Raw genomic sequence first — 26,040 nt, forward strand, 5'->3', positions numbered from 1 at the left:
CGCGCGCGTTCACCCCGCTGACCGATACCGCGGGCGTGACGAGGCGCGAAGACTGAAGACATGAACGAATACATCGCATCCTCCGCATCCCTGACCACCTCCGCCGCCCGATCCTCGGCGGCCCGACCCGCGGCCGGTACCGAGCCCGCCGCGGCACCCGGCTCAACCGCGGCGACCCCGGCGCCCAGCACCGCCGCCGCTGCGTCCGCCGCGCCCGTCCCGTTCCACCTCCTCGGCCGCGCGCACGGTTCCCACCGGTGGTGGCGCCCGCTGCTCATCCTGCTCGTCACCGGCGCGGCCTACCTCGTTCTCCTCGTCCTCGTCACCGTCGGTTTCGGCATCGCCGCGCTCCTGCCCGGCGGCACCCCGATCATCGAGACCTTCACCTCTGCGAAGACGGACATGGGCGCCCCGATCGTCCAGCTCTACTCCCTGCTGACCCTCATCGTCCTCATCCCCGCTTGCCTCATCGGCGTCCGGTTGGGAGGCGGACGCCCGGTCGGCACGCTGCTCTCCGTCACCGGCCGGATGCGGTGGGGCCTGCTCGGCCGGTCGATGATCCTGTCGCTCGTGCTCATCGGCGCCTCGATGCTCGTGTCCTCGCTGCTGGGCCTGGGCGAACCGATCCCGCGGCCCGTGATCGATGGGAGCACGCTCGCAGCCCTGCTCATCGCCCTGCTGTTCGTGCCCTTCCAGGCCGCCGCGGAGGAACTCGCGTTCCGCGGTGTGCTGCCGCAGGTCATCGGCGGCTGGCTGCGCCACCCCGCCTGGGCGTACCTCGCGCCGGTGCCGTTCTTCGTCATCGCCCACGACTACAACTGGATCGGCCTCATCGACATCACGGTCTTCGCCGTCGCGATGGGTGTGCTCACCCACCGGTCCGGCGGGCTCGAACTCGCGATCGGGCTCCACGTCGTCAACAACACGCTGATCTTCGTCCTCGCGGCCTTCGGACTCGTCGACATGAACGCCAGGGAGGTCCAGGCGATCGGGGTCGCCGTGGCGGTCGCCACCACGGTCGTGTTCACCGCCATCGCCCTGTGGCGACTGCCCCGCTGGGACCGGACCGGCCGCACCAACCTGCCCGGCCGCACCGATCAGTCCAACAGCCCCGATCAGGGCCGCGCCGCCGACCAGTTCCGCACCCCGGCTCCGGCGCTCGCCGGATCGGTCACCGGGCCCGAGGCGCCCGCCGGCACCCCTGCCCTGGTCGCCGTGACGGCTCCCACCGGGTCAACCGCTCCTACCGGGTCAATGGCTCCTACGGGGTCAACGGCACCCGCCGCCTACTCGCAGCCCCTCAGCCGGCGGTGAACCGGACCCCGGTGAACCCGGCCCGCCATGCCGCCACATCGGCGGCGAGCGCGGAGGCCGGGTCACCGGCGCCATCCGCACCGGATCCACGGCCGGCGAGTCCCGACTCGCCGGCCGTGAGTGCGCGCGCGATGAAGTCCGCGAGCTGCGGCATGTCGGCGACGGTGAGCCCGCGGCGAGCGAGCTCCGGGGTGCCGATCCGCAGGCCGTTCGTGTCGCCGGCGACCTCCGGCCCGGGCAGGCCGATCCCGTAGGCGAGCAGGTTCGCCCGTTCGAGCGCGGCGGCCATGACGGAGCCGCCGCCGAACGGCGCGGCGAGGAGTGCGAACTGGTGCGATTCAGTGAAGCCCTCCGCGCACCGGAACGGCGCGATGCCCCGGGCGGCGAGCTCCTCGGCGAGGACGCCGGCGGTCTCCCGCATGGTCCGCGCGTAATCGGCCCCGCACGCCTCCCAGTCCGCGAGCGTCACCCCGAGAGCGGCGACCGCGCCGACATCGAAGTTCGCGGTGAGCCCGGGGAACGCGATCGCCTCGATGCGTTCGGCGAGCTCCGCCTCGTTCGTCAGGACGAGGCCGTGGACCGGGCCGGCGAGGCTCTTGTAGGTGCTCATCGTCATGAGATGCGCGCCCTCATCGAGCGGGTTCGCCCACACCCCGCCGGCGATCATCCCGGACACGTGGGCTGCGTCGAACAGCACCCGCGCGCCCACCTCGTCGGCGATCTCGCGCACCCGGGCCACCGGGTGCTCGAACAGGTTGAGGGAGCCGCCGAGCGTGATGAGGCCCGGCCGGGTCTCCCGGGCGAACGCGGCGAGCGCATCGACGTCCACCGAGTAGCGCGCGGCGTCGACGGGCGCCTCGAGCGTGGTGATCCCGTAGAGACCGGCCGCCCCGTCGCTGTGGTGGGTGACGTGCCCGCCGATCGTCGCCGGCGAGGCGATGATCGAGTCCCCGGGCCGGCACGTCGCCATGAAGGAGTAGAGGTTCGCCATCGCCCCGGACATCACCCGCACCTCGGCGTAGTCCGCGCCGAACACGCGGCCGGCGAGCTCGGCGGTGATGACCTCGATCGCCTCGAGCTCCCGCAACCCGGTCTCGATCTTCGCCCCCGGGTAGCCCAGCGAGGTGCGCGGCCCCATGCCGGCGGCCAGCAGCGCCTCGGCCCGGGGGTTCATGACGTTCGAGGCGGGGTTGAGGTTGAGCGCCTGCTCGGAGTAGTAGCGCTCGCTGTCCCGTGCGAGCGCCTCGATCGCGGCGGTGATGCTCCCCGGGGCGGCGGTGTCGGCGAAGGTCTGCGCGGTGACGGCGGAGATCCGCTCGCGCGAGGCGGCGGGGAGCCACGGACGGGACGACAGGCGCATGGGGGTCCTCTCGGATGACGGCGGTCACACTCAGGCCATCCTCACCGATCCGCGGGTGGGAGACAATGGCCGGATGGAGGGCATGAGACGCAGCGAGGCGAGCCCGGCCGGACCCGGCGTCCGCCCGGCCCCCTGCCCCGGGTCGGGAAAACCCGAAGCCGGGTGGACGGTCCACCGCATAGTGGGCGCATGCCCGGAATCCGTACGGTGACAGCATGAATGAGAAATCCCCGCCCCCGCGGCCCGACGCACCGCCCGTCCACTCGTCCGACGACCCCCGGCCGGCCGCCCACGACGCAGTCCCCGCCGAGCTGCCCGGTCCCGAGGCGCCCGCCGCCGAGGTGCCCGCCACCCGGCCGATCCCCGCACCCGCCCCGACCCGCGAACACGCGACCGGCGAACACCCGACCCGCGAATACCCGGCCGGCGCCTCGGCCCCGACCGCCACGCTCGAGGCACCCGCCCCGGTCCGGCCCGCGGACCTCCCGCGCACCACGCACCTCGGGACGGGCCCTGGGGTCGGGGCCTCGGCACCCGGGGAACCCGCCACCGTCGCCACCGTTGCGTCGACCGCCACCGCCTCCACCGCCACCGGCGCACCCGAGCCGGCGGAGCGTTCCTGGAACCCCGCCCCTCCCGGGTTCCTCGGCGTCGCCAACGTCATCGTCTCCGCCGTCATCGGCGTGATGTGGCTGTGGCTGCCGATCTCGATCTTCTTCGTCGGCGTCGGCGGGATCTTCGCCGCCGGGGCCGGCATCATCTGCCTCTTCCTCTGGTTCCTGCTCCAGCGCGGGATCAACCACGTCGAGCGGCTCCGCGCCGAGGCGATCTACGCCGACGGCATCCCCGAACCGGCAGCACCGCGCTCCGAGCGCACCGGATTCGCCGGCTTCATCGACACCCAGTGGCAGATACTCCGCTCGAGCGGGTTCTGGCGCTCGACCGCCCACCACATCGTCAAGGCCCTCTACGGCTTCTTCGCCTTCACGCTCGCGATCGTCGGCGCCGGATTCGGACTCGTGCTGCTCGCCGGGGCCATCAACCCCGCCTCCGCGGAGATGCTGGCCTTCGGCGACCCGACCGCGATGGGCTTCCGGTTCCTCAACGGCGCGCTCGGCGTCACCTGCGTCCTCGTCGCCCTCGCCCTCCTGTGGTTCGCGCCCTACCTCGACCGGGCGCTCGACCGCGGTCTGCTCCCGGCCACCCAGGCCGCCGCGCTGCGCGCCGAGGTCCACACCCTCGACCGGGCCCGCGTCGGCGCCGTCGACGCCGCGACCGCCGAACGGCTGCGGATCGAGCGCGACCTCCACGACGGCGTGCAGCCCATGCTCGTCGCGATGTCGATGAAGCTCGGGATGGCGAAGTCGAAGTTCGACTCCCACCCCGACGACGCCCGCCAGCTCCTCACCGAGGCGCACGCGGAGAGCAAGGTCGCGATCACCGAGCTGCGCCAGCTCGCCCGCGGCATCCACCCCGCGGTGCTCACCGACCGCGGCCTCGACCCGGCGATCTCCGCGCTCGCCGCCCGCTCGGTGATCCCCGTCGACGTCCACATCGACCTGCCGCGCCGACCGGGCACCGAGGCGGAGTCCGTCGCCTACTTCGTCGTCGCGGAATCGCTGACGAACATTGCCAAGCATTCCGGTGCCGCCCGCGCCCGGGTGAGTATCGTGGGAGACGGACGATCGATGCAGATCAGCGTCACCGACGACGGACGGGGCGGAGCGCAGGTGAATCGCACCGGCAGCCGCACCGGCCTCGCCGGGCTCGCCGACCGGGTGACCTCCGCCCGCGGCACGCTCAGCCTCACCAGCCCGGCAGGCGGACCCACCACCATCGTTGCGGAGGTGCCATGCGCATCGTGATCGCCGAGGACTCCGTCCTCCTGCGCGAAGGAATCGTCCGACTGCTCACCGAGTTCGGCCACGAGGTGACGAGTGCCGTGAGCGACGCCAACGGACTGCTCGCCGCCGTCAACACCGACCGCCCCGACCTCGCCGTGCGGATGCCTCCCACCTTCACCGATGAGGGCATCCGGGCCGCCGTCCTGCTGCGCCGCCAGAACCCGGAGACCGGCGTGCTCGTCCTCTCGCAGTACGTGGAGGAGCGCTACGCCGCCGAGCTCATCGCGGAGAACACCGGCGGGTTCGGGTACCTCCTCAAGGACCGGGTGGCCGACGTCGACGACTTCCTCGCCGCCGTCACCGAGGTCGCCTCCGGCGGCACGGTGCTCGACCCCGAGGTCGTCACCCAGATCCTCGTCCGCTCCCGCAAGCAGGACGGTCTGGCGACGCTGTCACCGCGCGAGCGGGAGGTCCTCCAGCTCATGGCGGAGGGAAAGTCGAACGCCGCGATCGCCTCGACACTGTACCTCAGCGCCGGGGCGGTGGAGAAGCACATCAGCTCGGTGTTCACGAAGTTCGGCCTCACCGCCGACACCTCGGAGAACCGGCGCGTGCTCGCCGTGCTCCGCTTCCTCCGCGCCTGACAGCCCGAGAGCCTGACCACCGGCCCGGTCGACTCCGTGTCCGGCCCGGACGGCGAACTCGCCACCGGCCCGCGGCCGGGCCCCCGCATCGATCTTCTGCACCGCAGTCCCGAAAGGACACGCCATGTCATCCCCCAGCACTCCCGGACCCGCCGGCATGAACCCCGGCGCCCGCCTCACCATCCGCCTGATCATCGCCGTCATCGCCTGCATCGCGCTCATCCTGCCGCTGACCGGCGCGATCATCGACTTCACCAAGCGCGTCAACACCTATGAGACCCCGGAGACCGTCGACCTGCCGGAGACCATGTCCGAGCTCGTCGTCGACGCGAGCAACGCCCGCGTCCGGATCGTCACCACGCCGGGGAAGACCGGCTCGGTGTCCTTCCACTACCGCGGGTCGAGCGCGGAGGACCCCGCAGTCTCCGTCGACGTCTCAGGCGGCGTCACCACCGTCGGGCTCACCGGGCTCGGCGACTCGATGCTCGGCAGCAACAACGACCGGGTCACCCTCACCGTCGAGGTGCCCGAGTCCCAGGCGCAGGAGCTCGACGTCACGAGCACCTCGAACTTCTCCCACACCGCGATCGACGGGACCTACCGCTCGGTCGTCGCGGAGACGAACTCCGGCTACCTCGAGGCCGATGTCGTCGCCGACTCGCTGCGCCTGCAGACCGCGACGGGCGCCGTGCGGGCATCCGGCAGCGTCGGCACCGCGGATTTCGACACCCAGTTCGGCGCCGTCGAGATCGACGACCTGTCGGTCGCGAAGAAGCTCACGGTCGACACCGACACCGGTGGGGTCGAGGCGCGGCTCGGCACGCGGACCCTCCCGACCGAGGGCATCGACATCAACGGCAAGACCGGGGCCGTCGAGCTCTTCGTCCCGGAGATCGTCGACGTCGAGGACACGGAGGCCACCGGGTACCGGCTCAGCACGCGCTCGACGAGCGGCATGGTCGACATCGCGATCGACGAGGCGCCCGCCTCCGCCGAGGTCGTCATCCCGATCACCCTCGACGCCACCTCGGGCTCGGTGTCCATCGCGTACCGGTGAGCCCGCGCAGTCGGTGACGACCGGATCCGGGAACGATCATCGGTCCGGCAGATCGACCGGAGCGGACGGTCGTCATCGCGTCTCGCTCGCACCGAACGCCGGCGCCTCCCGTTCGAGGGGAGGCGCCGGCATCGCGTGTCAGGCCGCCGTCATGCGTCAGCTCCGTGTCGGATGTCGGGCCCGTGTCGGATGTCAGGCCCGTGTCGGATGTCAGGCCCGTGTCGCCTCGGGCGCGTCTGCGCCCGGCCGGGCCGGGAGCCGGAGGAGCGCGGTCCGATGACCTCTGTCCCCGTGCGGCGGATGTGGGGTAGAACGGAGCCATGGACCCTGCGCCTCACACGGACCCCGCATCTCACGTCGACCCCGCCTCCCGCACCGACGCTGCTTCCCACACTGCGCCTGACTCGCTCGTCGATCTCGTCGCGTTGGCTGCCGCTCTCGGAGACCGCACCGCTTCAGCCGAGCAGAGAGTGGAGGCCGCGCTGCAGGCCTGCCACACGGAGGGTCGGCGCCTCAACGCCGTCGTCGCCCCACCGCACGTGCCCGCGACCCAGACGGAGCGCGTCGCCGAGCACGCGCGGACCGCCGCGCGGGAGGCCGATGCCCAGCGCGCCGGCGGGACCCCGCGCTCCCGGCTCGACGGGGTGCCGTTCGTCATCAAGGACGTCATCGACCTCGCGGGGGTCACCACGACCATGGGATCGACCGTGCGGCCCGAGGAGCCGGCGGGCGCCTCGGCCGAGGTGGTCCTCCGGTTCGAGGAGATGGGCCTGGTGCCGGTGGCGAAGACGACGTGCCACGAGCACTCCTACGGGATCCTCGGCGAGGAGAGCGCCCACGGTCGCGGCGTGAATCCGCTGCGACCGGGTTTCCTCACCGGCGGGTCGAGCTACGGCTCGGCGATCGCGGTGGCCGCTGGGGTCGTGCCCGTGGCAATCGGCACCGACACCGCCGGGTCCGTGCGCGTGCCCGCGGCCTGCGCCGGGATCACGGGATTCAAGCCCACGCTCGGCCGGGTGCTGAAGGGCGGGGTCGCCCCGCTGTCCACCACGCTCGACACCGTCGGATTCTTCACCCGGACCCCGGCGGAGATGCAGGTCCTGTGGCAGGAGTGGACCGCGCACGCCGAGGCCGCGCGCGCCGAGGCCGCGCGCGCCGAAACCTCGCACACCGAGACCTCGCACACCGAAGCCCCGCTGAGGCTCGGCCTGCTCACCACGGAGGTCGCCGACTGCGGCCCGGAGTGGATGGCCCGCCGCGCCGAACCCGCGCTCGCGGAGCTGCCCGGGGTGTCGCTCACCGCGGTCGACCCCACCCCGTTCGCCTTCGACCGGATGCCGGACGTCTTCGCGCGCATCCGCGGCTACGAGACCTACCGGATCCACCGTGCTGCGCTCGACGCCGGCCGGCGGGACTTCCAGCCGCAGATCCTCCGCAACCTCGAGGGCGACGCGCGGATCACCGACGAGGCCCACGCAGCGGCGTTCGAGGAGCTCCATGCGCTCCGGGCCGCAGCGCGCGCCCAGCTCGACGAGCTCGACGCGCTCGTCCTCCCGACGCTCGGCACCGAGCCGGTGGAGTGGGCGGCCGCGAACCAGCACGTGCGCGATCAGTTGCGTCTCTACACCCAGCTCATCAACCTGCTCGGCTGGCCGGCGATCTCCGTCCCCGTCGACCTCCTCAGCGGCCGCGGGGCGTCCGAGGCGCACGGTGCCGCCGGGGTGCGCAGCGTCCCCGAGGTGCGCGCGGGCATGTTCCCCGCCTCGGTGCAGCTCGTCATGGCCCCGGGCCGGGACACCGCGCTCGTCGACCTCGCGGTGCGGCTGACCGCATCGGCGGAGTGACCGCCCCGGCAGCACGACCTCGCCCTGTGACCGAGCTCGCAGTGCGGGCGGCAGGGGCGGACCACTAGACTCGGGAGGCCATGGAACCAGCCGAGCAGCCGCGCACCTCGCCTGCGGTGCGCGCCCACCACGCGCGCGCCCGGCTCGGCGTCTCCCTCTTCTTCTTCCTCAACGGCTTCCTCGTCTCCGGGCTCCTCACCCGCCTGCCCGAGGTCAAGGGCCTCCTCGCCCTCACCGAGGTCGAGTTCGGCTTGATCATCGCCGCCCTCCCCGTCGGCTCGATCGCCGCTGCCGCCCTACCCGCCCCGCTCATCCGCCGGTTCGGCGCCGCAGCGGTCGCGAGCGCGGGGACCGCGGTGCTCGCCCTCGTGTTCACCGCCGCGGCTGCCGTCGCCGCCCTCGGGCCCGGGGCCGAGGCGGGAACGGGCCCCGGGTCCGGCGGTCCGGCCGCCTGGGCCCCTGCGATCCCGTGGATCGTCGCCGCACTCATTGCGCTCGCCGGATTCCTCGACGCCGTCGTCGACGCCGCGCAGAACGTCCACGGGCTCATCGTCGAGCAGGCGCGCGGGACCTCGATCTTCAACTCCCTCCACGCGATCTGGAGCGTCGGCTCGGTGACCGGCGGCGGCCTCGGCCTCCTCGCCTCCACCCTCCGCATCCCGCTGTGGGCGCACCTGAGCGTGAGCGGCGCGATCGGCGTCGGCCTCGCGCTCTGGGCGTGGCGACTGTCCGGCCCGAACCCCTTCGCGTCCGACCGCACGGGCCCTGCACCCCGCAAGCGCACCGTCATCCCCGACGAGGACGATTCCGGCGAGACGACCGACGCCACGGGGACGACCGACGCCACGGGGACGAGCGCAGAACCGGGGAGGAGCGCGGCGGATGCGAGACCGGCAGCCGGGACCACCGGTGCCGAGGAGACCGGCACTCCGGACGGCACCTCGGTGGGGGACACAGCCGGAGGCGAGGCGGCACGGCCGGCGTCGAGCGCCTCGGGCCCGGACCGGTCAGCCGCCCCCTCGAAATGGGCGCTCCTCGCCGGCGTCATCGCGCTCGGCCTGCTCGGCGCCTTCGTCGAGGACCTCGGCATGAACTGGTCCTCGCTGTACTTCAGCGAGGTCGGCGGAGTGGGCGTGCAGTTCGCCGGGATCGCATTCGTCGTCGCGCTCACCGGGCAGCTCATCGCCCGCTTCACCGCCGACCGGCTCACCGACCGGATCGGACGCCCCGGCGTCGTGCTGTCCGGCGGCGTGTGCGTGACCATCGGCATGCTGCTCGCGATGGGTGTCGCCCAACCGTGGGCCGTGGTCGTCGGGTTCTTCCTCTCCGGCTACGGATCCGCGACGTTCATCCCCACCGCCTACGCCGCGGCCGGGATGATCCCCGGGTTCGGCCACGGCATGGGCATCACGCTCGCCAGCTGGGCGCTGCGGATCGCGATGCTCAGCTCCTCGCCGCTCATCGGCCTCACCGCCGGGGCGCTCGGGCTGCGGTACGCGCTCGTCATCACCGTGGTCGCCGGCCTCGGTGCGATCGTCCTCGCCTTCACCCCGGTGCTGCGGAGCGTCGACACCGGCAGACGGTGAGGCCGCCCCGCGGTGAGGCGGTCGCGCGGTGGATGGCCCCCGGCGGGATGGTCCCCGTCGGCCAGCCGGCGGTCGGCTCAGGATTCGTCGGCGAAGCCGGTGTCCGCGGCGATGCCCTCGATCTCGTCGAGCGCGGACAGCCGGGAGCCGAATTCGCCACGGGCGGTGGCGAACGCCTCGGGCCCGAGAGGCAGGTGGAGCGGCCTGTCGGGGCGGTGGGCGAGGTCGACGAGGATCTCCGCGGCGCGCACCGGATCGTTGGACTGCTTACCGGAGCGGGCGCGGTACTTGGTGAACTCCTCGGCGAGGATCTCGGTGTAGGCGGGGTGCTCCTCGCCCCAGTCGTGCGAGCGGCCGGAGAAGTCCGTGCGGAACGGGCCGGGTTCGGCGAGCGTGACCGCGATCCCGTGCGGGGCGACCTCGAGCGCGAGGCCCTTCGACAGTCCTTCGAGTGCGAACTTCGACGCGGAGTACGCCGCAGCGCCCGGGCTCACCCGGAATCCCGCGACCGAGGACATCTGCACGATCCAGCCCCTGCCGGCCGCGCGCATGTGCGGGAGCACCGCACGCGTGAGCTCGACGACGCCGAACACATTCGTGTCGAACAGGCGGCGCAGCTGGTCCATGCTCCAGGACTCGACCGCGCCGCGCAGTCCGTAGCCAGCGTTGTTGACGAGCACGTCGATGCGCCCGAAGGCGTCGATCGCCGCGTCGACGGTGCCGGGGATCTGCTCGGAGCGGGTGACGTCGAGGGCGGCGGTGCGCACGGTGTCGGGGAACTCGGCGGTCAGCGGTTCGAGGGTCTCGGGGCGGCGCGCGGTGGCGAGCACGCGGTCGCCGGCGGCGGATGCGGTGCGCGCGATCGCGAGCCCCAGGCCGGAGTTCGCACCGGTGATGAACCAGGTCAGCGGGGCGCGGTCGGGGGTGCAGGTGGGATCGGCGGCGGCATGCGCGGCACTGGTGTCGGGGGAGTCCGTGGGGGCGGGGGTGGGATCCGGAGCGGTCATCGTGCCTCCTCGGCGTCGGGGCGGGTCTTCAGAATACGTGCGCGGGCCGGGTCGAAGTGAGGTTGCGTGGTCGGTGGAACGGCAGCCCAGATGTGCGGGCGGCAGAGTGCGTGCAGCCGGTGGGGCCGGTGGGCGGCAGGGCGTGCGCGTGTGCTCGGGGCCGGTCGAGGCCGGCACGCTCCGTCGACCTGCCGTTTCTGCCCGATCCCCATCGACCTGTCACGTGTGCTCGATTCGGAACCCGAAACTCGAGCACGAGTGGCAGCTCGATGGTGCGATCACTGCGCTTCAGCCTGCGGGAATCCTCAGCCGAGGTCGGCGGTGCCGGTGAACACGGTGCGCGTGGAGCCCGACACCCAGATGTCCTCACCGACCTGCTCGATCCCGACGATGCCGGTGCGACCCACCTGCGTGCCCTGCGAGGCGGTGTACCTGCGCGGTGCGATGCCGGCGCCGATGAGCCACTGCGCGAGCCCGGCGTTGAGGCTGCCGGTCACCGGGTCCTCCGGCACGCCGACGCCGGGGACGAAGGCACGCACCTCGTAGTCGGCCGGACGCACGGGGTCGTAGGTGCTGGATGCGGTTGACGTGCCCTCAGCGTGCTCCGGGCGTGCCGCGTGCGCATCGCCGGCCTGGGTCACCTCGTGCTCGATGTGCGCCTCGGCCTCCGGGTAGGCGCCGATGACGCCGAGGCGGAGGTCGCCGACGGCGGAGAAGTCCGGAGTGAGGGAGCGGACGAGCGCGGCGTCGCGGACGAGGATCCCCATCCAGCCGGGCCCGTTGTCCACCCAGCTGCTCGCGACGACATCGTCCTCGCGCAGGCCGAGGGCGGCGACCGCTGCGGCGAGCGTCTCCGCGTCGACCGGACCCGAGCGCATGAGCGGAGGAGCGGCGAAGGCGATGGCGGCGTACGCCTCGGGTGCGGGCGATGCCCCGGTCCGGATCGATGTGTCCGTCGATGCATCTTCAGAGGGGCCCGCCTCGCGAGGGGCGCTCCCGCCGCCCAGGCGGAGGGTGACGAGCCCGGCCCCGCACTCCTGGACGAGGGTGCCCGCGGAGCGCGGTGTCCCGCCGGCCTCGAGCCAGGCGTGGGCGGAGCCGAGCGTCGGGTGCCCGGCGAAAGGCAGCTCGCCGCCCGGCGTGAAGATCCGCAGCCGGTAGTCCGCTCCCGCGTCGGTGGGAGAGAGGAGGAACGTCGTCTCGGACAGGTTCGTCCAGCGCGCGAAGGCCGCCATCGTCGCCTCGTCGAGGCCGCCGGCGCCGTGGACGACGGCCACCGGGTTGCCTCCCAGGGGAGCCGAGCCGAACACGTCGACCTGCCGGAACGCGCGGGGGCCGCTGACAGACTGGTCGGCGGTCGTGTCGGAGGAGCTGCCGAGGGGTCGCGAAGTCATGGGGCCAGCGTATCCCCGTGCCGGTTCCGTCTCCCCGCTCCCTGATCCGAGCCTGCCGACCCGAGCCTGTTGAACTGCGCCTGTTGAACCGTGCTGCCCGAGAGTGCTGTGCTCATCGGCGTCTGGACGGTGCGTGCCCAGCCTCTCTGCGCCTTCCCGCCGTCTCGCGCCTCGCTGTCGTGACCGTCAGGGCCGTCGTCGACGCCCGAGCGTAGGAGTATACTGATGGCGCATCGAGCACATGGCCCTCCCGGCCGGCACTCCCACCGAAAGGCCGCACCATGACCTCCCCCTCGCTCGTCTCCAAGCTCTCCGCCGAGTTCCTCGGCACCTTCGTCCTCGTGTTCGGCGGCTGCGGATCGGCGATCTTCGCCGCCTCCGTCATGGACGCGGACAACGGCGTGAACATGGGCATCGGATTCGCCGGCGTCGCCCTGGCGTTCGGCCTCACCGTCGTCGGTATGGCCTACGCCGTGGGTCACGTGTCCGGCGGCCACTTCAACCCGGCCGTCACGCTCGGCGCCGCGCTCGCCGGCCGCCTGCCGTGGCGCGATGCCCTGCCGTACTGGATCACCCAGCTCGTCGCCGGCGTGGTCGCCGGCGGCGTCCTCCTCCTCATCGCCACCGGTCGCCCCGAGTTCTCCATCGCGGAGAACGGCTTCGCGACCAACGGCTACGGCGAGTTCTCGCCGAACGGATACTCGCTCGCGGCGGTGATCGTTTGCGAGGTCGTGCTCACCGCGATCTTCCTATACGTCATCCTCGGTGCCACCGACAACCGCGCTCCGGCCGGCTTCGCACCGCTCGCGATCGGCCTCACCCTCACTCTCATCCACCTCGTGTCGATCCCGGTGTCGAACACCTCGGTCAACCCGGCCCGCTCGTTCGGCGTCGCGGTGTTCGCCGGCGGCGATGCGCTCGCACAGGTATGGGTGTTCTTCCTCGCCCCGCTCGCCGGTGCCGCGATCGCCGGCCTGACCTACGGCTTCCTGTTCCCCAACACCTCCGAGGTGCTCGAGGAGCGGCCGGAGCCGGTCGACCGGGTTCAGCGCCGGGACATCTGAGGCGGATCGGGCAGGCCTGCGGGACCAGAACCGGTGTCACGATGACCGTTCGAAGGCGCACAGGCCTCCTGCGGGACCAGAACCGGTGTCACGATGACCGTTCGAAGGCGCACAGGCCTCCTGCGGGCTGCAGGGGCCGCCGGTGCCGTAACCGTGATCGTGCTCGCCGCGGGGTGCGCCTCGGGTGATGGTCCCGGATCCGGTGATGATCCCGGTTCCGGCGCGGGCACCTCGGTGTCCTCCGCCCCCGTCACGTCCCCCACCGGGGAGATGACGGGGGCGTCGTCGTCCCCCGGGGTGGAGGGCGCGCCGCCCGGAGCCACGGTTCCTCCCCCGGGAGCGAGCTTCCACATCCAGTACGAGGGCGCGGTCGACTTCGGGCTCCCCGTCGACGTCTACGACCTCGACGGCGACGACACCGCGGAGACGGACGTGCGCGGTCTGCGCGACCGCGGCGTCTATCCGATCTGCTACCTGAGCATCGGGACCGTCGAGGACTGGCGCGCCGATGCATCCGACTTCCCCGCCGAGGTCATCGGGGAGCCCTATGAGGAGTGGCCCGGTGAGCGGTGGCTCGACATCCGCCGGCACGAGGTGCTGCTGCCGATCATGTCGCGGCGGATCGAGAACTGCGCGGACAAGGGATTCCTCGCGATCGACCCCGACAGCATCGACGTGTTCAGCAACGATTCCGGCTTCGGTCTCACGGAGGAGGACGCAGTCGCCTACATGCGGGCGATCGCGGACATCGCCCACGAGCACGGGCTCGCGATCGGACTCAAGAATGCCGGGGAGATCGTGCCCGAGGTCGTCGACCTCGTCGACTTCGCGGTGCTCGAGCAGTGCCTCGATCTGGGCGAGTGCGACTGGTACGCCCCCGTCGCCGAGGCCGGGAAGGCGGTCTTCGACATCGAGTACGTCGGGCGGCTCGCGGACGTGTGCGCGGCCGCACCGGCCGGCTTCACCGTCGTCCGCTCCTGCCTCCCGCTGTCGGGTGCCATCGAACGCTGTGCGTGAAGGGCTCCGGCGCGGAGCGAGCGTGGGGACCCTCTGCGGGGGACGGCGTGCGCGGGGCCTCACCGGCAGGCGTCCGCGCAGGCCCCTCCGTTAGGGTGGGAGGACGTCCTGCGGACTCACCCTCGGCATCGCGCAGTGGGCCGAGCGCGGGAATCCGCCCCGACTCCTGGAGGTCCGATCGTGGCCGGCACTCAAGAGCTCGTCGTCCTCCTCGCCGACGACGGCACCCCGACCGGCACGGCGCCCAAGGCGTCGGTCCACGACCTCGATACCCCGCTCCACCTCGCGTTCTCGTGCTTCCTCCACAACGACGCCGGCGAGGTCCTCATGACGCGCCGCGCGCTGAGCAAGCGCACCTGGCCCGGGGTGTGGACGAACTCGTTCTGCGGGCACCCCGGCCCCGAGGAGCCCTTCGCCGCGGCCATCGAACGGCGGGCCCGGCAGGAGCTCGGCTGCGCGGTCACCGACATCACCGAGGTGCTGCCGGACTTCCGGTACCGCGCCGTGGACGCCACGGGCGTGGTGGAGAACGAGATCTGCCCGGTGTTCACCGCCCGCCTCGTCGGCGAGGTGCGGCCGAGCGCCGATGAGGTCGCGGAGTTCGCGTGGATCGCCCCGGACGACCTCGGCCGCGCGCTCGCCGCCGCTCCCTTCGCCTTCAGTCCCTGGCTCGCCGAGGAGTGGGCCCAGCTCAGCGGCGAGTGATACGCCGGCTGCGACCGCCGGCTGCGACCCGACCGGAATGTGATCCGCGCCATACGCCCCGGCCGCGGGATCGATACTCTGATGCCATGGATTCCGACACCGCCGCCGTGACCGCCGTCCGCCTCGACCGCCCCGAGCCCGGGATCGCCCGCCTCACCTTCTGCCGCCCCGAGCGGATGAACGCCGCCGACATCGGGTTCATCGCCGAGGCGAAGCAGGCCCTCGCCGAGGTCGACGCCGACCTCGACATCCGCGCTCTCGTCCTCACCGGGGAGGGGCGGGCCTTCTGCGCCGGTCTCGACCTCACCGGCTACGGCGATGATGACCTCGTCGAAGCGCAGGGCACGGTGCCGCGGGCGATGGCCCGCCAGAAGGAGATCGCCGACCTCGTCGCACGGATCCGGGGCCTGCGGGTGCCCGTCATCGCCGCGGTCAACGGCGCCACCGCCGGCGTCGGCCTGTCGATGCTGTGCGCCTCGGACATCCGCTACGCGGTGCCGGGGGCGAACTTCACCGTCGGCTACATCCGCGCCGGATTCTCCGCCTGCGACATGGGCCTGTCCTGGCTGCTGCCCCGGATCGTCGGCGCCGGCCGCGCGCAGGAGCTCATGCTCACCGGCCGGCGCTTCACCCCGGCGGAGGCCCAGCAGTTCGGGCTGCTCGCCGATGTCGTCGAGCCCGGAGCGCTCATGGACAGGGCGCTCGAGACAGCCCGGCAGATCATGCTCAACGCCCCGATCTCGGTCGAGTTCACCAAGGAAGGACTGTGGAAGAGCCTCGAGATCCCGTCCTTCGAGGCCGCCGTCGAATTCGAGAACCGCCAGCAGATCTACACCGCGATGACCGAGGACCGCTCCGAGGCCACCGAGTCGTTCCTCGCCAAGCGCGCCCCGCAGTACCGCCGCCGCTGAACCTGCGAGCGTCGGGCGACGGCCCGGCAGATCTGCGGGGCGGGCTCCGGATCAGTGCTCATTCGGATCAGTGCTCGTTCGGATCGTTCTCCTGGTCCTGCTTGGTCGCGTGCACGGTTCCGCGCACGTGGTCGGCCGGGCCGTAGATCGCGTAGACCTTCATGGGCTCGTCACCGATGTTGACGACGTTGTGCCAGGTCCCCGCCGGGACGAAGATCGCCCAGTCGTCGGCGACCTCCTCCTCGAAGGTGACCTCGGTCTCGGATGGGCCCATGGTCACCCGGCCGCGGCCCTGCTCGAGGCGCAGGAACTGGTCGTTGTCCGGATGGACCTCGAGTCCGATGTCGTCACCGACGTCGATCGACATGACGGTCAGCTGCAGGTGCTCTCCGGTCCACAGCGTGGAACGGAAGTTGTCATTGGCCCGCGTGGCCTCCTCGATGTCGAGGGTGTAGGGGCGGGGGCCGTGATCGGTGAGGTCGGTCATGATCGCTCCTTTCCGGGGACGGGACATCTGCCCGGTCGACCCTGCTCCTCCCCGCGCGGTCCGAAACCTGCGCAGTGGGGGAGGAATGATTCGATTCTACGGCGGCGACAGGCCTCTCACCAGTAAGAATAGGCTCATCTCAGTGAGGTGAGCCTGGCCTGAGCACACGGCACCGGTCGGGCCATCACCTGCTGCTCCGGGGGTCGGCCCAGTGCGTATCTCCGCGTCGAAACGCACTGGAGAGACCCCGGTGACGAGCAGCTCGGACTCTCAGGTCCCGTCGATCCCCATGAGCCGGGCGCCGTTGTCCCACAGCACCGCGCGCAGCCAGTCGTCGCCGAACCCCTCGTCCGCACTGCCGAGCCGACACAGCGCCTGGAGCTGGTGGGAATAGGGGTAGGGGATGTTGGGGAAGTCCGAGCCGAGCACGATCCGCTCTCGCAGCCCGGGCAGCCGCGCCCGGTAGGCCGCGTCGAACGGCGTGGTGGCGTTCGTGAAGCCGGTGTTGAACATCGTCGTGTCGAGGTGGACCCCGGGGTACTGCTCGGCGAGGTCGGCGAAGGCGTGGTACTCCGGCATCCCCATGTGCGCGATGACGAGGCGCAGCTCCGGGTGGTCGGCGAGCACCCGGGCGACCGCCTCGGGACCGGTGTGCCTCCCGGGCCGAGGTGCCGAGCCGGCATGGATGACCACCGGCAGCCGGGCGGCGGCGAGCGCCTCCCACGCGGGGTCGAGGAGCGGGTCGGCCGGTGAGAACGCCCCGACCTGGATGTGGACCTTGAACAGCCGGGCCCCGGAGCCGATCGCCCGCGCCACGTACTCGTCGACCCCGGGTTCCGGGTAGAGGGTGGCGCAGTGGAGGATGTCCGGAGCGGAGGCCGCGAACTCCGCATTCCAGTCGTTGAGCCATGCCGCCATGCCCGGCTTGTGCGGGTAGGTGAGCGCGGGGATGCGGGCGAGACCGAGCTCGCGGGCGATCCGCAGGCGGGTCGGGGTGTCGAAGCGGTACGTGATGGGCCAGGCGCGGCCGTACCCGGCGGCGGCCTGATCGAAGTAGTCCCACACCTTCGCGAGCATCCGCTCGGGGAGGAAGTGCACGTGGATGTCGGCGAGGCCGGGAATCCCGAGCTCGGAGAGGAACCGGGGGACGTCCGCGTCGTCGCGGGGTTCGATGGTCATGGGCACCACTGTAGGCGTGCGGCGAGGGGTGAGGCCGAGTGAGCACGGTGCGCGACAATGGCTGCATGCACGAGCACGAGTCCCCGAGGGAGCACAGCGCCGTCCGCGATCCGTTCCCCATCACCCTGCCTGCCGGCACCCGGCCGGTGGGTGAGGGTCCGTTCGCCGCACCGGGCGACCTCGTCCGCTGGCGCTTCCGGCGCCTCGACTTCGATGCGGTCGGCGGCGAGGTGGTGCAGCCGATGCGCGTGGTCCGCGATGACCCGCGCGGCATGGTGCTGTGGCTCGCCGGTGGCACCGCGACGGCCGACCTGCGGGTGCGCGGCTTCGAGGATCTCAACCCGCACGAGGTCGATCACGCGGTGCGCTTCGTGCCCGTCGACCGCGCGCCGGGCCGCGTGCCGATCCTCCGGCGCTGGCACGGGCGCGGGGTGCTGCGGATCGTCCCGGCGGGCATGCCCTTCTCCGTCTGGGTGTTCCGCACCGCCGAGGGTCGCTTCCGCGGCTGGTACGTCAACCTCGAGCACCGCCACCGGCGCCTCGGCATCGCGGACCTCTTCACCAGCGACCACATCCTCGACCTCGTCATCGACCCGGACGGAACGGTGCGCCGCAAGGATGACGACGAGCTCGCGAGCGCCGTCCGCTACGGCATGTGGACCGAGGAGATCGCACAGGTCGTCGAGGAGCACGCACGGCTGGCGCTCGCGGAGTTCGCCGCCGGTCACTGGGCCTTCTCCGAGGAGTGGACCCGCTGGGATCCGGACCCCGCCTGGCCCGTCCCCGGACCCGAGGCGGTCGCCGGCTGAGTGCCGGTGGGTGCCTCGGGCGCGGGGAGGGGTGCGCCGGATGCACGCGAGCGATGAGTGGCGCTCACCGGGCATTCTGGTCGTCGACCCATGGCCGAGCCGGAACCGGTCAGCATAGACTGGTGCGCAGGCCTCTCCTGCGGACTCCATGGCCGCGGGCGCCGCACCGAACAGAACGTTGTGAACAGAACCGCACCGAACACCACCAGCGCTGACCGGCAGACCTGCTGATCAGCCGTCGAACAGCAGCCGAAGGAGTTTGCATGTCCGAGTCGAACCGCCGTATCCGTCTCGCCTCCCGCCCCGTGGGCGTCCCGCAGCCGGAGGACTTCACCCACGACGACGCCCCGATCGGGTCCCCCGGTGAGGGCGAGGTGCTCCTCCGCACCCGCTACCTGTCGCTCGATCCGTACATGCGCGGACGCCTGTCCGACGCCAAGTCGTACGCGAAGCCGGTCGAGATCGGCGACGTCATCGTCGGCGCCACCGTGTCCGAGGTCGTCGAGTCGAACTCCCCGAAGTTCTCCGCCGGCCAGACCGTGCTGTCCTACGGCGGCTGGCAGTCGTACTCCGTCGAGCCGGCCGCCCAGCTGCGCCTCCTCGACCCCGAGGCCGCACCGGTCACCACCGCGCTCGGTGTGCTCGGGATGCCGGGCTTCACCGCCTACTCCGGCCTCCTCGAGATCGGCCGCCCGCAGGCCGGCGAGACCGTCGCGGTCGCCGCCGCCACCGGGCCGGTGGGCTCTGCCGTGGGGCAGATCGCGAAGATCAAGGGCTGCACCACCGTGGGCATCGCGGGTGGGCCGGAGAAGGTCGCCTTCCTCGAGGAGCTCGGCTTCGACGTCGCGCTCGACCACCGCGGCGATGACCTGCGCGGTGCCCTCAAGCAGGCGGTGCCGCAGGGCATCGACGTGTACTTCGAGAACGTCGGCGGACCGGTGTGGGACGCGGTGCTGCCGCGGCTCAACACCTTCGCCCGCGTCCCGGTGTGCGGGCTGGCCGCCGGCTACAACGCGACCGAGGCGCCTTCCGGGCCGGACCGGTCCGCCGCCCTCATGCGCAACATCCTCACCAAGAGCCTGTTGCTGCGCGGCTTCATCCAGACCGAGTTCGTCGAGTCGATGTTCTCCGACTTCCTGCGTGACATGGGCCAGTGGGTGCGCGAGGGGAAGGTGAAGTACCGCGAGGACATCACCGAGGGCCTCGACAACGCGCCGCAGACTTTCGTCGGCATGCTTGAGGGGAAGAACTTCGGCAAGACGATCATCCAGGTCGGCGAGTGAGCATCCGGATCGGGTGCTGAGCCGAGCCGAGCCGAACCCAGTCACTGAGCTGAGCTGAGTCGAACTGGGCCCGAGGCCGGGCGCTTGCCCGAGCCTGCGTGTGAAGAACGCGCAGCGCGCGCCCGGCGGTCGAACCGCACACCCGACGACGGCGGCCCTACGGAGATCCGGGGGGCCGCCGTCGTGGTGTCGGGCTCGGGAGAGCTGGGCGTCAGTCCTCGTCGTCGGCGTCGATGTGCGGGGTGCCCTTGTCGCGGCGGCCCTTGACGACGAGCGCGGTCACCGCTGCACCCACGAGTGTGCTCGCCAGCGCGATGAGGAGGCCCGCACCCTCGTAGGGCGAGCGGTTCGGATTGTCCTTGGTCATGACGGACCCTTTCTGGCGGGCGGGGCGGATGAGCGGTTCGCGGACGGCACAGATCGCGCTGCAACGGTGGAACGCCCCGGTGGGTGCAACACGCCCGTCGGTGAGCGCGTCCGGCGACGGGTGTCTACTACGGCAACAGTACGGCCTGCCGATCTGTTCCCTCTGGACATCGGACGGCCTGGGTGAGACTACGGGAGGCAAGGTGCCGTGTGGTGAGGTGCGGCGCGGTGGAGTGTGGTGAGGGGCGCCAGCGGCGAGGGAGGACGAGGCCAGTGGCGACCCGCCGGATTCGGAGGGATCTGCTGGTCCGGTCCGAGCGGCCCCCACGACCCCATCTGCTGTCCGACCGATCAGCGGAACGCGGCTAGCACCTCGGCGGGGTCGACCCCGCAGGCGAACGCGAGGGTGAGTGCGATCCTCGCCTTCCGCGCATCGAGCAGGCCGGCCGGCAGCAGACCGCGGCTCAGCAGGTCGATCTCCGCACCCGGGTAGCCGTAGGTGTCCTCGAGCGTCGCCCCTGCCCCGGTGCGTGAGGCGAGGACCACCGGCATCCGCACAGCCAGCGCCTCGACGGCCTCCACCGCGCGGGCGGCCACGTGACCGCCGCCCACTCCGGCGAGGACTGCGCCCGAGTACCCGGCCTCGGGAAGCGTCGCGAGGAGCTCGAGCCCGTCGTCGAAACCGACGTCGATGTGTGCCACGCGGGGGAAGTCGAGGTTCGGGGCGTGCGCGGTATCTGGGGCGGCGTCGGCCCCGGAACCGCGGGGCACTGCGAGTCCGACCGGCAGGGTGCGCGGGGCAGGGAGGTGCGGCAGCCGGACGCGGTCCTCGGCGACCCAGCCGAGCGCTCCCACGACCGGGCCCGAGGTGAACGGCGAGACATGGCTCGTGTGCGCCTTGCGGACGAACAGCGGGTCGTGCACCTCGTCGGCGAACACGAGCGCGGCGCGCAGCCCGGCGGCTTCCGGGGCGAGCGCGGTGAGCGCGGCTGCGCGGACATTGGCCGGGCCGTCCGCCCCGGGGAGCGTGGGATTGCGCATGGCGCCGGTGAGGACGATCGGGGTGCCGGAGTCGTTGAGGAGCGAGAGCGCGAACGCGGAGTCCTCGAGCGTATCCGTGCCCTGCGTGAGCACGATGCCGTCGGCGCCGTGCTCGGCCGCACGTCGCGCGGCGAGCACAGTGCTGAACAGGATGCCGAAGTCGATGCTCCCCGACCCCACCTGCGCGAGCTGCTCCGCGCTGACCTGCGGGGCGCCGCCGGGCAGGGTGTCGAGGCGGGCGGCGGCCGTGATCTCCTCGGCCGTCACCGTCGGTGCGACCCCGCGGGCCGGGGCAGTGGGTCCGGTGCTGTCCGTGCGATCGGTGTTGTTGGCAGGGCCGGTGCTACTGGTAGGGCCGGTGCTGTCGGTGCGATCGGTGCTGCTGGTAGGGCCGGTACGGCCCGTGCTGTCGGCGCTGTCGGTCGGAGCCGGCGATGTGCTCGAGGCGATGGTGCCGCCCAGGGCGATGACGTGGAGAGTGCGCATGGGAGTCCTCGCGGGAGTCGGGTCGGGGTGGAGGAAGCGGGCGGGGGCGCCGAGCATTCAGGCGGGGTCGTTCCCTGCCCGGAGGTCGCCTGCCCGGTGGCCGGCGGCCCGGTGGTCGGGGGCCCGGTCGCCGCCCGCCCGGAGCTCGGCTGCCCGGAGGAGGTCGAGGGTGATCTCGAGATGGCCGAGGTGCTGGCACAGTTCCTCGAACACATGGAGCAGGACTCCGAACGTCGACTGCGACCACGGTCCGTACCCGGTCGCCGGGGCGACCGGCGGGCTGTTCCAGTCGGTGGCGGTGAGGTCGGCGAGGAATGCGGCCCGCACCTCGGCGGCGGAGACGAGGAGATCGGCGACCCGGCCGATGGCGCTGAACTCCGCCTCCCGATCGCGCGGGACCCGGATGCCGAGGTTGACCGTCGACGACCAGCGCCGCATCATCCCCAGGCAGTGGGTGAGCAGGACGAAGGGGGAGTTCGCGCCGGGCACGGGCGGAACAGCGTTGGCGGTGGCGTCGTCGAGGGCGCCTACCGCATCGATGATCTCGTCGAGCTTGACCAGGGTGAAGCCGACGAGCGTCCGCACGTGCGGCGGCAGATCGCCACGGGTGTGCTGCGGGGCGACAGGGGCGTGCGGGGGTTCGGGGGTCTGCGGGGAATCCGGGGTCTGCAGAGGATCCGGGGTCTGCGGGGTGGGGTCGGCCACGGCGGGTCCTTCCTGCGCGGGGCCGGTCCGGCCCGATGACGCCTCGCCGGCCCGAATGCCGACGAATCCTGCTGCGGCCGACGATACCTGGTGAGGAATCGAGGGCTGCAGCAGGACCGGCGGACATCTCGGCTCGGCAGCCGATCGCGATCGACGATTCCGTGTACCCGGTCAGCGGGTGAGCAGGTATTCGCGGGTGTAGGGCATGGTGAAGCGGACCCATCCGCGGCCGGCGGGCTCGATGACGCCGCGGGTGATGAGGCGGGCCCGGTAGACGCTGCCGTACTTCGCCGTCACGCCCATCCGGCGGGCGACCTCGGCGGTCCGGGAGCGGTCGTCGTCGGCGGCCATCGCGAGGACGTAGCTGCGCTCCTGGTCGGTGAGTCCTTCGACGGTCGGCTCGTGGATCTGCCGGTGCATGGCAGTGCGCGCCCGGGCCACCGACTCCTCGACGTGCTCGACGGAGATGACGTCCTCGTCGCCTGCGGCTCTCCACGCGTGGTCGCCGATGAGCTGGATGAGGAACGGATAGTGCCCGCTCGCCCCGATCGCCAGCTCGAGGGCTTCGCGCGTGATCGTCTTGCCGGCCTGCGTGATCGGCGCCTCGAGCGCGATCCGGGTGTTCTCCGGGCTGAGGTTGCCGAGCGTCACCCGCTCGGCCCGCCGGAGGTAGGTGGAGACCTCGTCGTCGATGAGGCTCGTGATCGTCTGCGGCAGGCCGGCGGCGACGAACGCCACCGGCGCCTCCTGACTGAAGGCGTAGGCGATCGCATCGGTGACGCGGCGGAGCTCGTCGAGCTGCGAGCGGTGCACCTCGTCGAGGGTGAGGACGAGGCCGGTGCCGTGGGCAGCGAGGATCTCGAGCGCTCGCATGAGGTGGTGGCGGAAGTCAGGGGTCAGGGGGTTGGTGGACTCCGTGCGGGTGGTGAGCCCGCCGGCACCGAACGGCAGGGTGAACCCGACGACGGAGGATTCGACGGTGTCCGCGGCATCGAGGCGGGCGAGGAGCTCGGGCAGCCGCGCCTCGGTCAGGCTCGTGGAGAACCCGGGCGAGGCCTGCGCATGGACGGTCATCCATTGGCGGCTCGCCGCGACCTCGTGGAAGACGTGGAGGAGGACGCTCTTGCCGACGCCGCGCTGGCCGGTGATGAGCGTGGCCCGGCCGGTGGCGCCGGGGCCGCTGTCGAGCGCGTAGGCGAAGTCGTTGACCTCGCCCTGCCGGCCCACGAGGGCCGGTGGGATGACGCCGAAGGTCGGGGTGAAGGGCGAGGGGGAGGCACCGGGTACGGGCGGCGGTGGGATGGTGACGCTCATCGTCCGTGGTCCTCCGATTGCAGTCCTGATGCTGCAGTTTGGATTTGTTTAGATTCTTGAGAATACCGTGGCCAGGCGTCGGGCGGTAGGTGGAAGGGTGGCTGCCGGCAGGGTGGTTTCTCTCCGGGTGGGGGCCGGGGCCGCCCGGGGTGGGTTTGGAGGTGTTTAGTCGGTTTGGATTTGACTCGCTGAGCTCGGAATCGAACGACCGACGAGCGGAGCGTGAGTGAGTGAAAAAGTATTCGAACATTCTCAGCGCAAGCTGTTCCAATCGTTGCTTCGATCGATTAGTATTAGAACACGGCGAGAGGAACCGAGCAATGTCGGCCAAGCGAGCACCCACGGTGGACGAGCAGATCTTCGCTGCCTGTGCGGCGGCAGGTGCAGGTGGAGGTGCAGGTCCAGCGGACCCCGAATACACCGTCTCCACGGACCCAGCGCGCTTCTCAGCGCCCTCGACTCTCCTCGGCGTCTACGACATGCTCTCGGCAGAGGATGCAGAACGCGGTGTCGGTGTGTTCCCCTCTGACCCGAGTCCCCATGTCCCCGCGAGTTCTTGTGCCTCCGGACGTCCCCGGGGCGAACCGGTCGATCGCGGCACTGCGATGCTCGCGGAGGAGGAGATCCGGTTCGAGCGGCTCCATGAGCGGGTGCGAGCCGCTGCGCGTCAGCGGGATGTCGTGGCGCTCGAAGAACTCGTCGCCCTCGCCCAAGCTGCTACCGGTTATCTGGCCACGACGCACAGCGCGGACGAGATCCGTGCCCTGTTCGAGCTCGAGGACGATCTCGATGCGGAGCGAGTGCCACCGGCCGTCCCGTTCAGATATGCGGCGCGGGAGTCGCTGAGGGCGGGATTCGACATCACTCTGGCGCACCGGCTGTCGATGACGACGGCGCGTGCGACGAGCGCGGCCGCCGACAGTCTGCTCGCGTACTACGGGCTGCCACGTCTGAGGCACGCAGTGCTCACCGGGGAGGCGTCATGGACGAAGCTGCGGACCGTGATGAAGAAGACCCGCGACCTGTCGCTCACGGATGTCAGGAGGATCGACGAGTTCGCGTGTGCCCAACCGCACGATCTGACCCCGCACCGACTGGGAGTGCTCGTCGATCGGCAGGCGGCGCTCATCGCCGGCCGCGAGAACCTGGAGCACGCCCGCAATCGGCATCGAACGGTGCAGATCGAGCGCTGGCGGGACGGCACCGCGCGCCTGACGCTGACCGGTCCGACGACCGCGCTCGATGCCCTCTATCAGCGCACTCGTGCGATGGCACGGGCGATCACCCTGAATCACGCCGATGCGTTCGGCCTCGATCGCTCCCGCCAGGCAATCGTCGATCCGCGCAAGGTCAACGAGCTCATGTTCGACATCATCACCCGCGCCACCGGCCGGATCGACGTGACCGTCGCCGAGGTCGACGGCCCCGCGACCCCGAACAACAGCTTCCAGCCCGGTCCCGAGCGCCCTGCGGGCACGGGTGCAGGCGCGGGAACCGCGGCCCGGCAGAGTGCGGATCCAGGCGGCGAAGACACCACGGCCGCACGGGCAGGTTCCGATACCCGCACCGGCAGCGCACACGATCCACCACCCGATACGCCTCCACCGACTCACCGACACACCGGGTCGAGAACGCGGAGAATGCGGAAGCTCAGCGGCCTCAGCGAGGTCCCCGACCTGGGGGAGTCGGAGACTGCATACATCCACACCGTCACGCTCACCTGCCCCACCCACGACGATTGGCTGCGCCGCCAGGCCGCGGTCACCGTCACCGTACCCGCGATGTCGCTGCTCGATGCAAGATCCGGCGGTGCGGACATGCCCGGCGAGCTCCACGGCACGAGCCCCGTTCCCGCGGAGATCGCCCGCAGCATCGTGGCACTCGCACCGCACCTCGAGCGGGTTCTCACCGATCCGGTCGACGGCACCGTCCTGCCGATCGCGGCGCAGAAGTACCGGATCCCGGACGCTCTGCGGCGAACAGCCGAATCGCAATGGCACACGTGTGCGGCACCGGGCTGCGACGTGCCTGCTCAGTACTGCGAGATCGACCATCTGATCCCCTTCGACCACGCCGACCCTCAGGCCGGTGGCCGGACGGAGCCGCGGAATCTCCACCCGCTGTGCAAACATCACCACGACTGCAAGACGCGCGGCATCATCAGTGTCGAATCCCAGGAGGAGACGGAGGGCTTCGTCGGCGGTGAGCCTTGTGCAGGCGGCGCGTGCCATGCTGGCGGCGATCCCCGTATCGCCGGTGACTCAGATCAATCGACCGGTTACCACGCAGACTGCGGAACCCATGTGACCGGCACAGTATGGCGAGCCAGTTGCGCCGACGCGATCACCACCCGTCCGATGCGCAACCCGATCCACACCGAGCACGCCGCCCGGCTCGCAGCGCATCAGCCGCGCGATCGGACCGATCGGTCGACGGGCGGTGACGAGGCCGGCACTACGTGAAACGTCGACTCCGAGATCAGCTGGTCAACTTTCCAACACCCCGGGATCGTCACCGGGAATCGTCACTGCCCTCCGCGTCGGAGAGCGACCGCGGGCTCCGCTCGTCACCTGCATTCGCAGCGCTTCGCCGTACTGGACCCGGAGGAGATTCACCCCAGCCT

The 26,040-nt window shown here is 71.5% G+C and carries 22 protein-coding genes; 13 read left to right on the forward strand and 9 right to left on the reverse strand.

Annotated elements, in window-relative coordinates; genetic code table 11:
* The first annotated feature begins 60 nt into the window (after positions 1 to 60).
* Positions 61 to 1,314 carry a type II CAAX endopeptidase family protein gene (locus MTQ12_RS09860; protein WP_247618460.1) on the forward strand — a complete coding sequence of 418 codons (1,254 nt, stop codon included), beginning with the start codon at positions 61 to 63 and terminating at the stop codon, positions 1,312 to 1,314.
* Here MTQ12_RS09860 and MTQ12_RS09865 read toward each other — a convergent pair.
* Positions 1,301 to 2,674 carry a beta-eliminating lyase-related protein gene (locus tag MTQ12_RS09865; protein ID WP_247618461.1) on the reverse strand — a complete coding sequence of 458 codons (1,374 nt, stop codon included), beginning with the start codon at positions 2,672 to 2,674 and terminating at the stop codon, positions 1,301 to 1,303. The two genes, MTQ12_RS09860 and MTQ12_RS09865, sit on opposite strands and share 14 nt — an antisense overlap.
* 215 nt (positions 2,675 to 2,889) lie before the next feature.
* On the opposite strand from MTQ12_RS09865, the gene MTQ12_RS09870 reads away from it, so the two are divergent.
* The 5 genes from MTQ12_RS09870 to MTQ12_RS09890 all read left to right on the forward strand — a co-directional run bounded on the left by MTQ12_RS09870 (position 2,890) and on the right by MTQ12_RS09890 (position 9,649).
* Complete coding sequence (locus tag MTQ12_RS09870; RefSeq protein ID WP_282599288.1) at positions 2,890 to 4,539, forward strand: histidine kinase; 1,650 nt, start codon at positions 2,890 to 2,892, stop codon at positions 4,537 to 4,539.
* The gene (locus MTQ12_RS09875; protein WP_247618462.1) at positions 4,527 to 5,162 is read left to right on the forward strand and encodes a response regulator transcription factor; all 636 of its coding nucleotides are present in this window, start codon (positions 4,527 to 4,529) and stop codon (positions 5,160 to 5,162) included. Before MTQ12_RS09870 ends, MTQ12_RS09875 begins: the two co-directional genes overlap by 13 nt.
* A 124-nt stretch (positions 5,163 to 5,286) precedes the next feature.
* Entirely contained in the window at positions 5,287 to 6,219 is a 933-nt protein-coding gene (locus MTQ12_RS09880) for a DUF4097 family beta strand repeat-containing protein (RefSeq protein ID WP_247618463.1), read from the forward strand.
* A 320-nt stretch (positions 6,220 to 6,539) separates the two neighbouring features.
* A complete protein-coding gene (locus tag MTQ12_RS09885) occupies positions 6,540 to 8,063 on the forward strand; it encodes an amidase (protein ID WP_247618464.1) in 1,524 nt (507 codons plus the stop codon).
* An 80-nt stretch (positions 8,064 to 8,143) separates the two neighbouring features.
* Positions 8,144 to 9,649, forward strand: a complete 1,506-nt coding sequence (locus MTQ12_RS09890; protein ID WP_247618465.1) for an MFS transporter — start codon at positions 8,144 to 8,146, stop codon at positions 9,647 to 9,649.
* Positions 9,650 to 9,726: 77 nt separating this feature from the next.
* On the opposite strand, the gene MTQ12_RS09895 is transcribed toward MTQ12_RS09890, so the two are convergent.
* Both MTQ12_RS09895 and MTQ12_RS09900 read right to left on the reverse strand, forming a co-directional pair.
* Positions 9,727 to 10,656: an SDR family NAD(P)-dependent oxidoreductase gene (locus tag MTQ12_RS09895; RefSeq protein WP_247618466.1), complete on the reverse strand. Its 930-nt coding sequence runs from the start codon at positions 10,654 to 10,656 to the stop codon at positions 9,727 to 9,729.
* A 305-nt stretch (positions 10,657 to 10,961) separates the two neighbouring features.
* Complete coding sequence (locus MTQ12_RS09900; protein WP_137318276.1) at positions 10,962 to 12,050, reverse strand: PhzF family phenazine biosynthesis protein; 1,089 nt, start codon at positions 12,048 to 12,050, stop codon at positions 10,962 to 10,964.
* A gap of 281 nt (positions 12,051 to 12,331) precedes the next feature.
* Here MTQ12_RS09900 and aqpZ point away from each other — a divergent pair, with 281 nt between their 5' ends.
* The 4 genes from aqpZ (at position 12,332) to MTQ12_RS09920 (ending at position 15,747) form a co-directional block, all read left to right on the forward strand.
* Positions 12,332 to 13,114, forward strand: a complete 783-nt coding sequence (gene aqpZ, locus MTQ12_RS09905) for an aquaporin Z (RefSeq protein WP_137318275.1) — start codon at positions 12,332 to 12,334, stop codon at positions 13,112 to 13,114.
* Positions 13,115 to 13,267: 153 nt separating this feature from the next.
* Positions 13,268 to 14,131 carry an endo alpha-1,4 polygalactosaminidase gene (locus MTQ12_RS09910; RefSeq protein WP_247618467.1) on the forward strand — a complete coding sequence of 288 codons (864 nt, stop codon included), beginning with the start codon at positions 13,268 to 13,270 and terminating at the stop codon, positions 14,129 to 14,131.
* A 180-nt stretch (positions 14,132 to 14,311) separates the two neighbouring features.
* On the forward strand, positions 14,312 to 14,836 hold the full coding sequence (idi, locus tag MTQ12_RS09915; RefSeq protein ID WP_247618468.1) for an isopentenyl-diphosphate Delta-isomerase: 525 nt from the start codon (positions 14,312 to 14,314) through the stop codon (positions 14,834 to 14,836).
* An 86-nt stretch (positions 14,837 to 14,922) separates the two neighbouring features.
* Positions 14,923 to 15,747 carry an enoyl-CoA hydratase/isomerase family protein gene (locus MTQ12_RS09920; RefSeq protein WP_247618469.1) on the forward strand — a complete coding sequence of 275 codons (825 nt, stop codon included), beginning with the start codon at positions 14,923 to 14,925 and terminating at the stop codon, positions 15,745 to 15,747.
* A gap of 67 nt (positions 15,748 to 15,814) precedes the next feature.
* Here the strand turns inward: MTQ12_RS09920 and MTQ12_RS09925 are convergent, their stop codons facing one another.
* A complete protein-coding gene (locus tag MTQ12_RS09925) occupies positions 15,815 to 16,234 on the reverse strand; it encodes a cupin domain-containing protein (protein ID WP_247618470.1) in 420 nt (139 codons plus the stop codon).
* Between the two features lie 270 nt (positions 16,235 to 16,504).
* Positions 16,505 to 17,413 carry an amidohydrolase family protein gene (locus tag MTQ12_RS09930; protein WP_247618471.1) on the reverse strand — a complete coding sequence of 303 codons (909 nt, stop codon included), beginning with the start codon at positions 17,411 to 17,413 and terminating at the stop codon, positions 16,505 to 16,507.
* Positions 17,414 to 17,478: 65 nt separating this feature from the next.
* On the opposite strand from MTQ12_RS09930, the gene MTQ12_RS09935 reads away from it, so the two are divergent.
* The gene (locus MTQ12_RS09935) at positions 17,479 to 18,222 is read left to right on the forward strand and encodes a DUF402 domain-containing protein (RefSeq protein WP_247618472.1); all 744 of its coding nucleotides are present in this window, start codon (positions 17,479 to 17,481) and stop codon (positions 18,220 to 18,222) included.
* 263 nt (positions 18,223 to 18,485) lie between these two features.
* A complete protein-coding gene (locus tag MTQ12_RS09940) occupies positions 18,486 to 19,505 on the forward strand; it encodes an NADP-dependent oxidoreductase (protein ID WP_247618473.1) in 1,020 nt (339 codons plus the stop codon).
* Between the two features lie 211 nt (positions 19,506 to 19,716).
* Here the strand turns inward: MTQ12_RS09940 and MTQ12_RS09945 are convergent, their stop codons facing one another.
* From MTQ12_RS09945 to MTQ12_RS09960, 4 genes are all read right to left on the reverse strand, one after another.
* A complete protein-coding gene (locus tag MTQ12_RS09945) occupies positions 19,717 to 19,872 on the reverse strand; it encodes a hypothetical protein (RefSeq protein WP_175406815.1) in 156 nt (51 codons plus the stop codon).
* A gap of 350 nt (positions 19,873 to 20,222) precedes the next feature.
* A complete protein-coding gene (locus MTQ12_RS09950) occupies positions 20,223 to 21,398 on the reverse strand; it encodes an asparaginase domain-containing protein (RefSeq protein ID WP_247618474.1) in 1,176 nt (391 codons plus the stop codon).
* A gap of 57 nt (positions 21,399 to 21,455) precedes the next feature.
* Positions 21,456 to 22,103, reverse strand: a complete 648-nt coding sequence (locus tag MTQ12_RS09955) for a DinB family protein (RefSeq protein ID WP_247618475.1) — start codon at positions 22,101 to 22,103, stop codon at positions 21,456 to 21,458.
* Positions 22,104 to 22,274: 171 nt separating this feature from the next.
* Complete coding sequence (locus MTQ12_RS09960; RefSeq protein WP_247618476.1) at positions 22,275 to 23,417, reverse strand: ATP-binding protein; 1,143 nt, start codon at positions 23,415 to 23,417, stop codon at positions 22,275 to 22,277.
* 680 nt (positions 23,418 to 24,097) lie between these two features.
* Here MTQ12_RS09960 and MTQ12_RS09965 point away from each other — a divergent pair.
* Positions 24,098 to 25,879, forward strand: a complete 1,782-nt coding sequence (locus tag MTQ12_RS09965; RefSeq protein ID WP_247618477.1) for an HNH endonuclease signature motif containing protein — start codon at positions 24,098 to 24,100, stop codon at positions 25,877 to 25,879.
* Positions 25,880 to 26,040 lie beyond the last annotated feature (161 nt).

It is taken from the genome of Brevibacterium sp. R8603A2 (assembly GCF_023072605.1).
Taxonomy (GTDB): domain Bacteria; phylum Actinomycetota; class Actinomycetes; order Actinomycetales; family Brevibacteriaceae; genus Brevibacterium; species Brevibacterium pityocampae.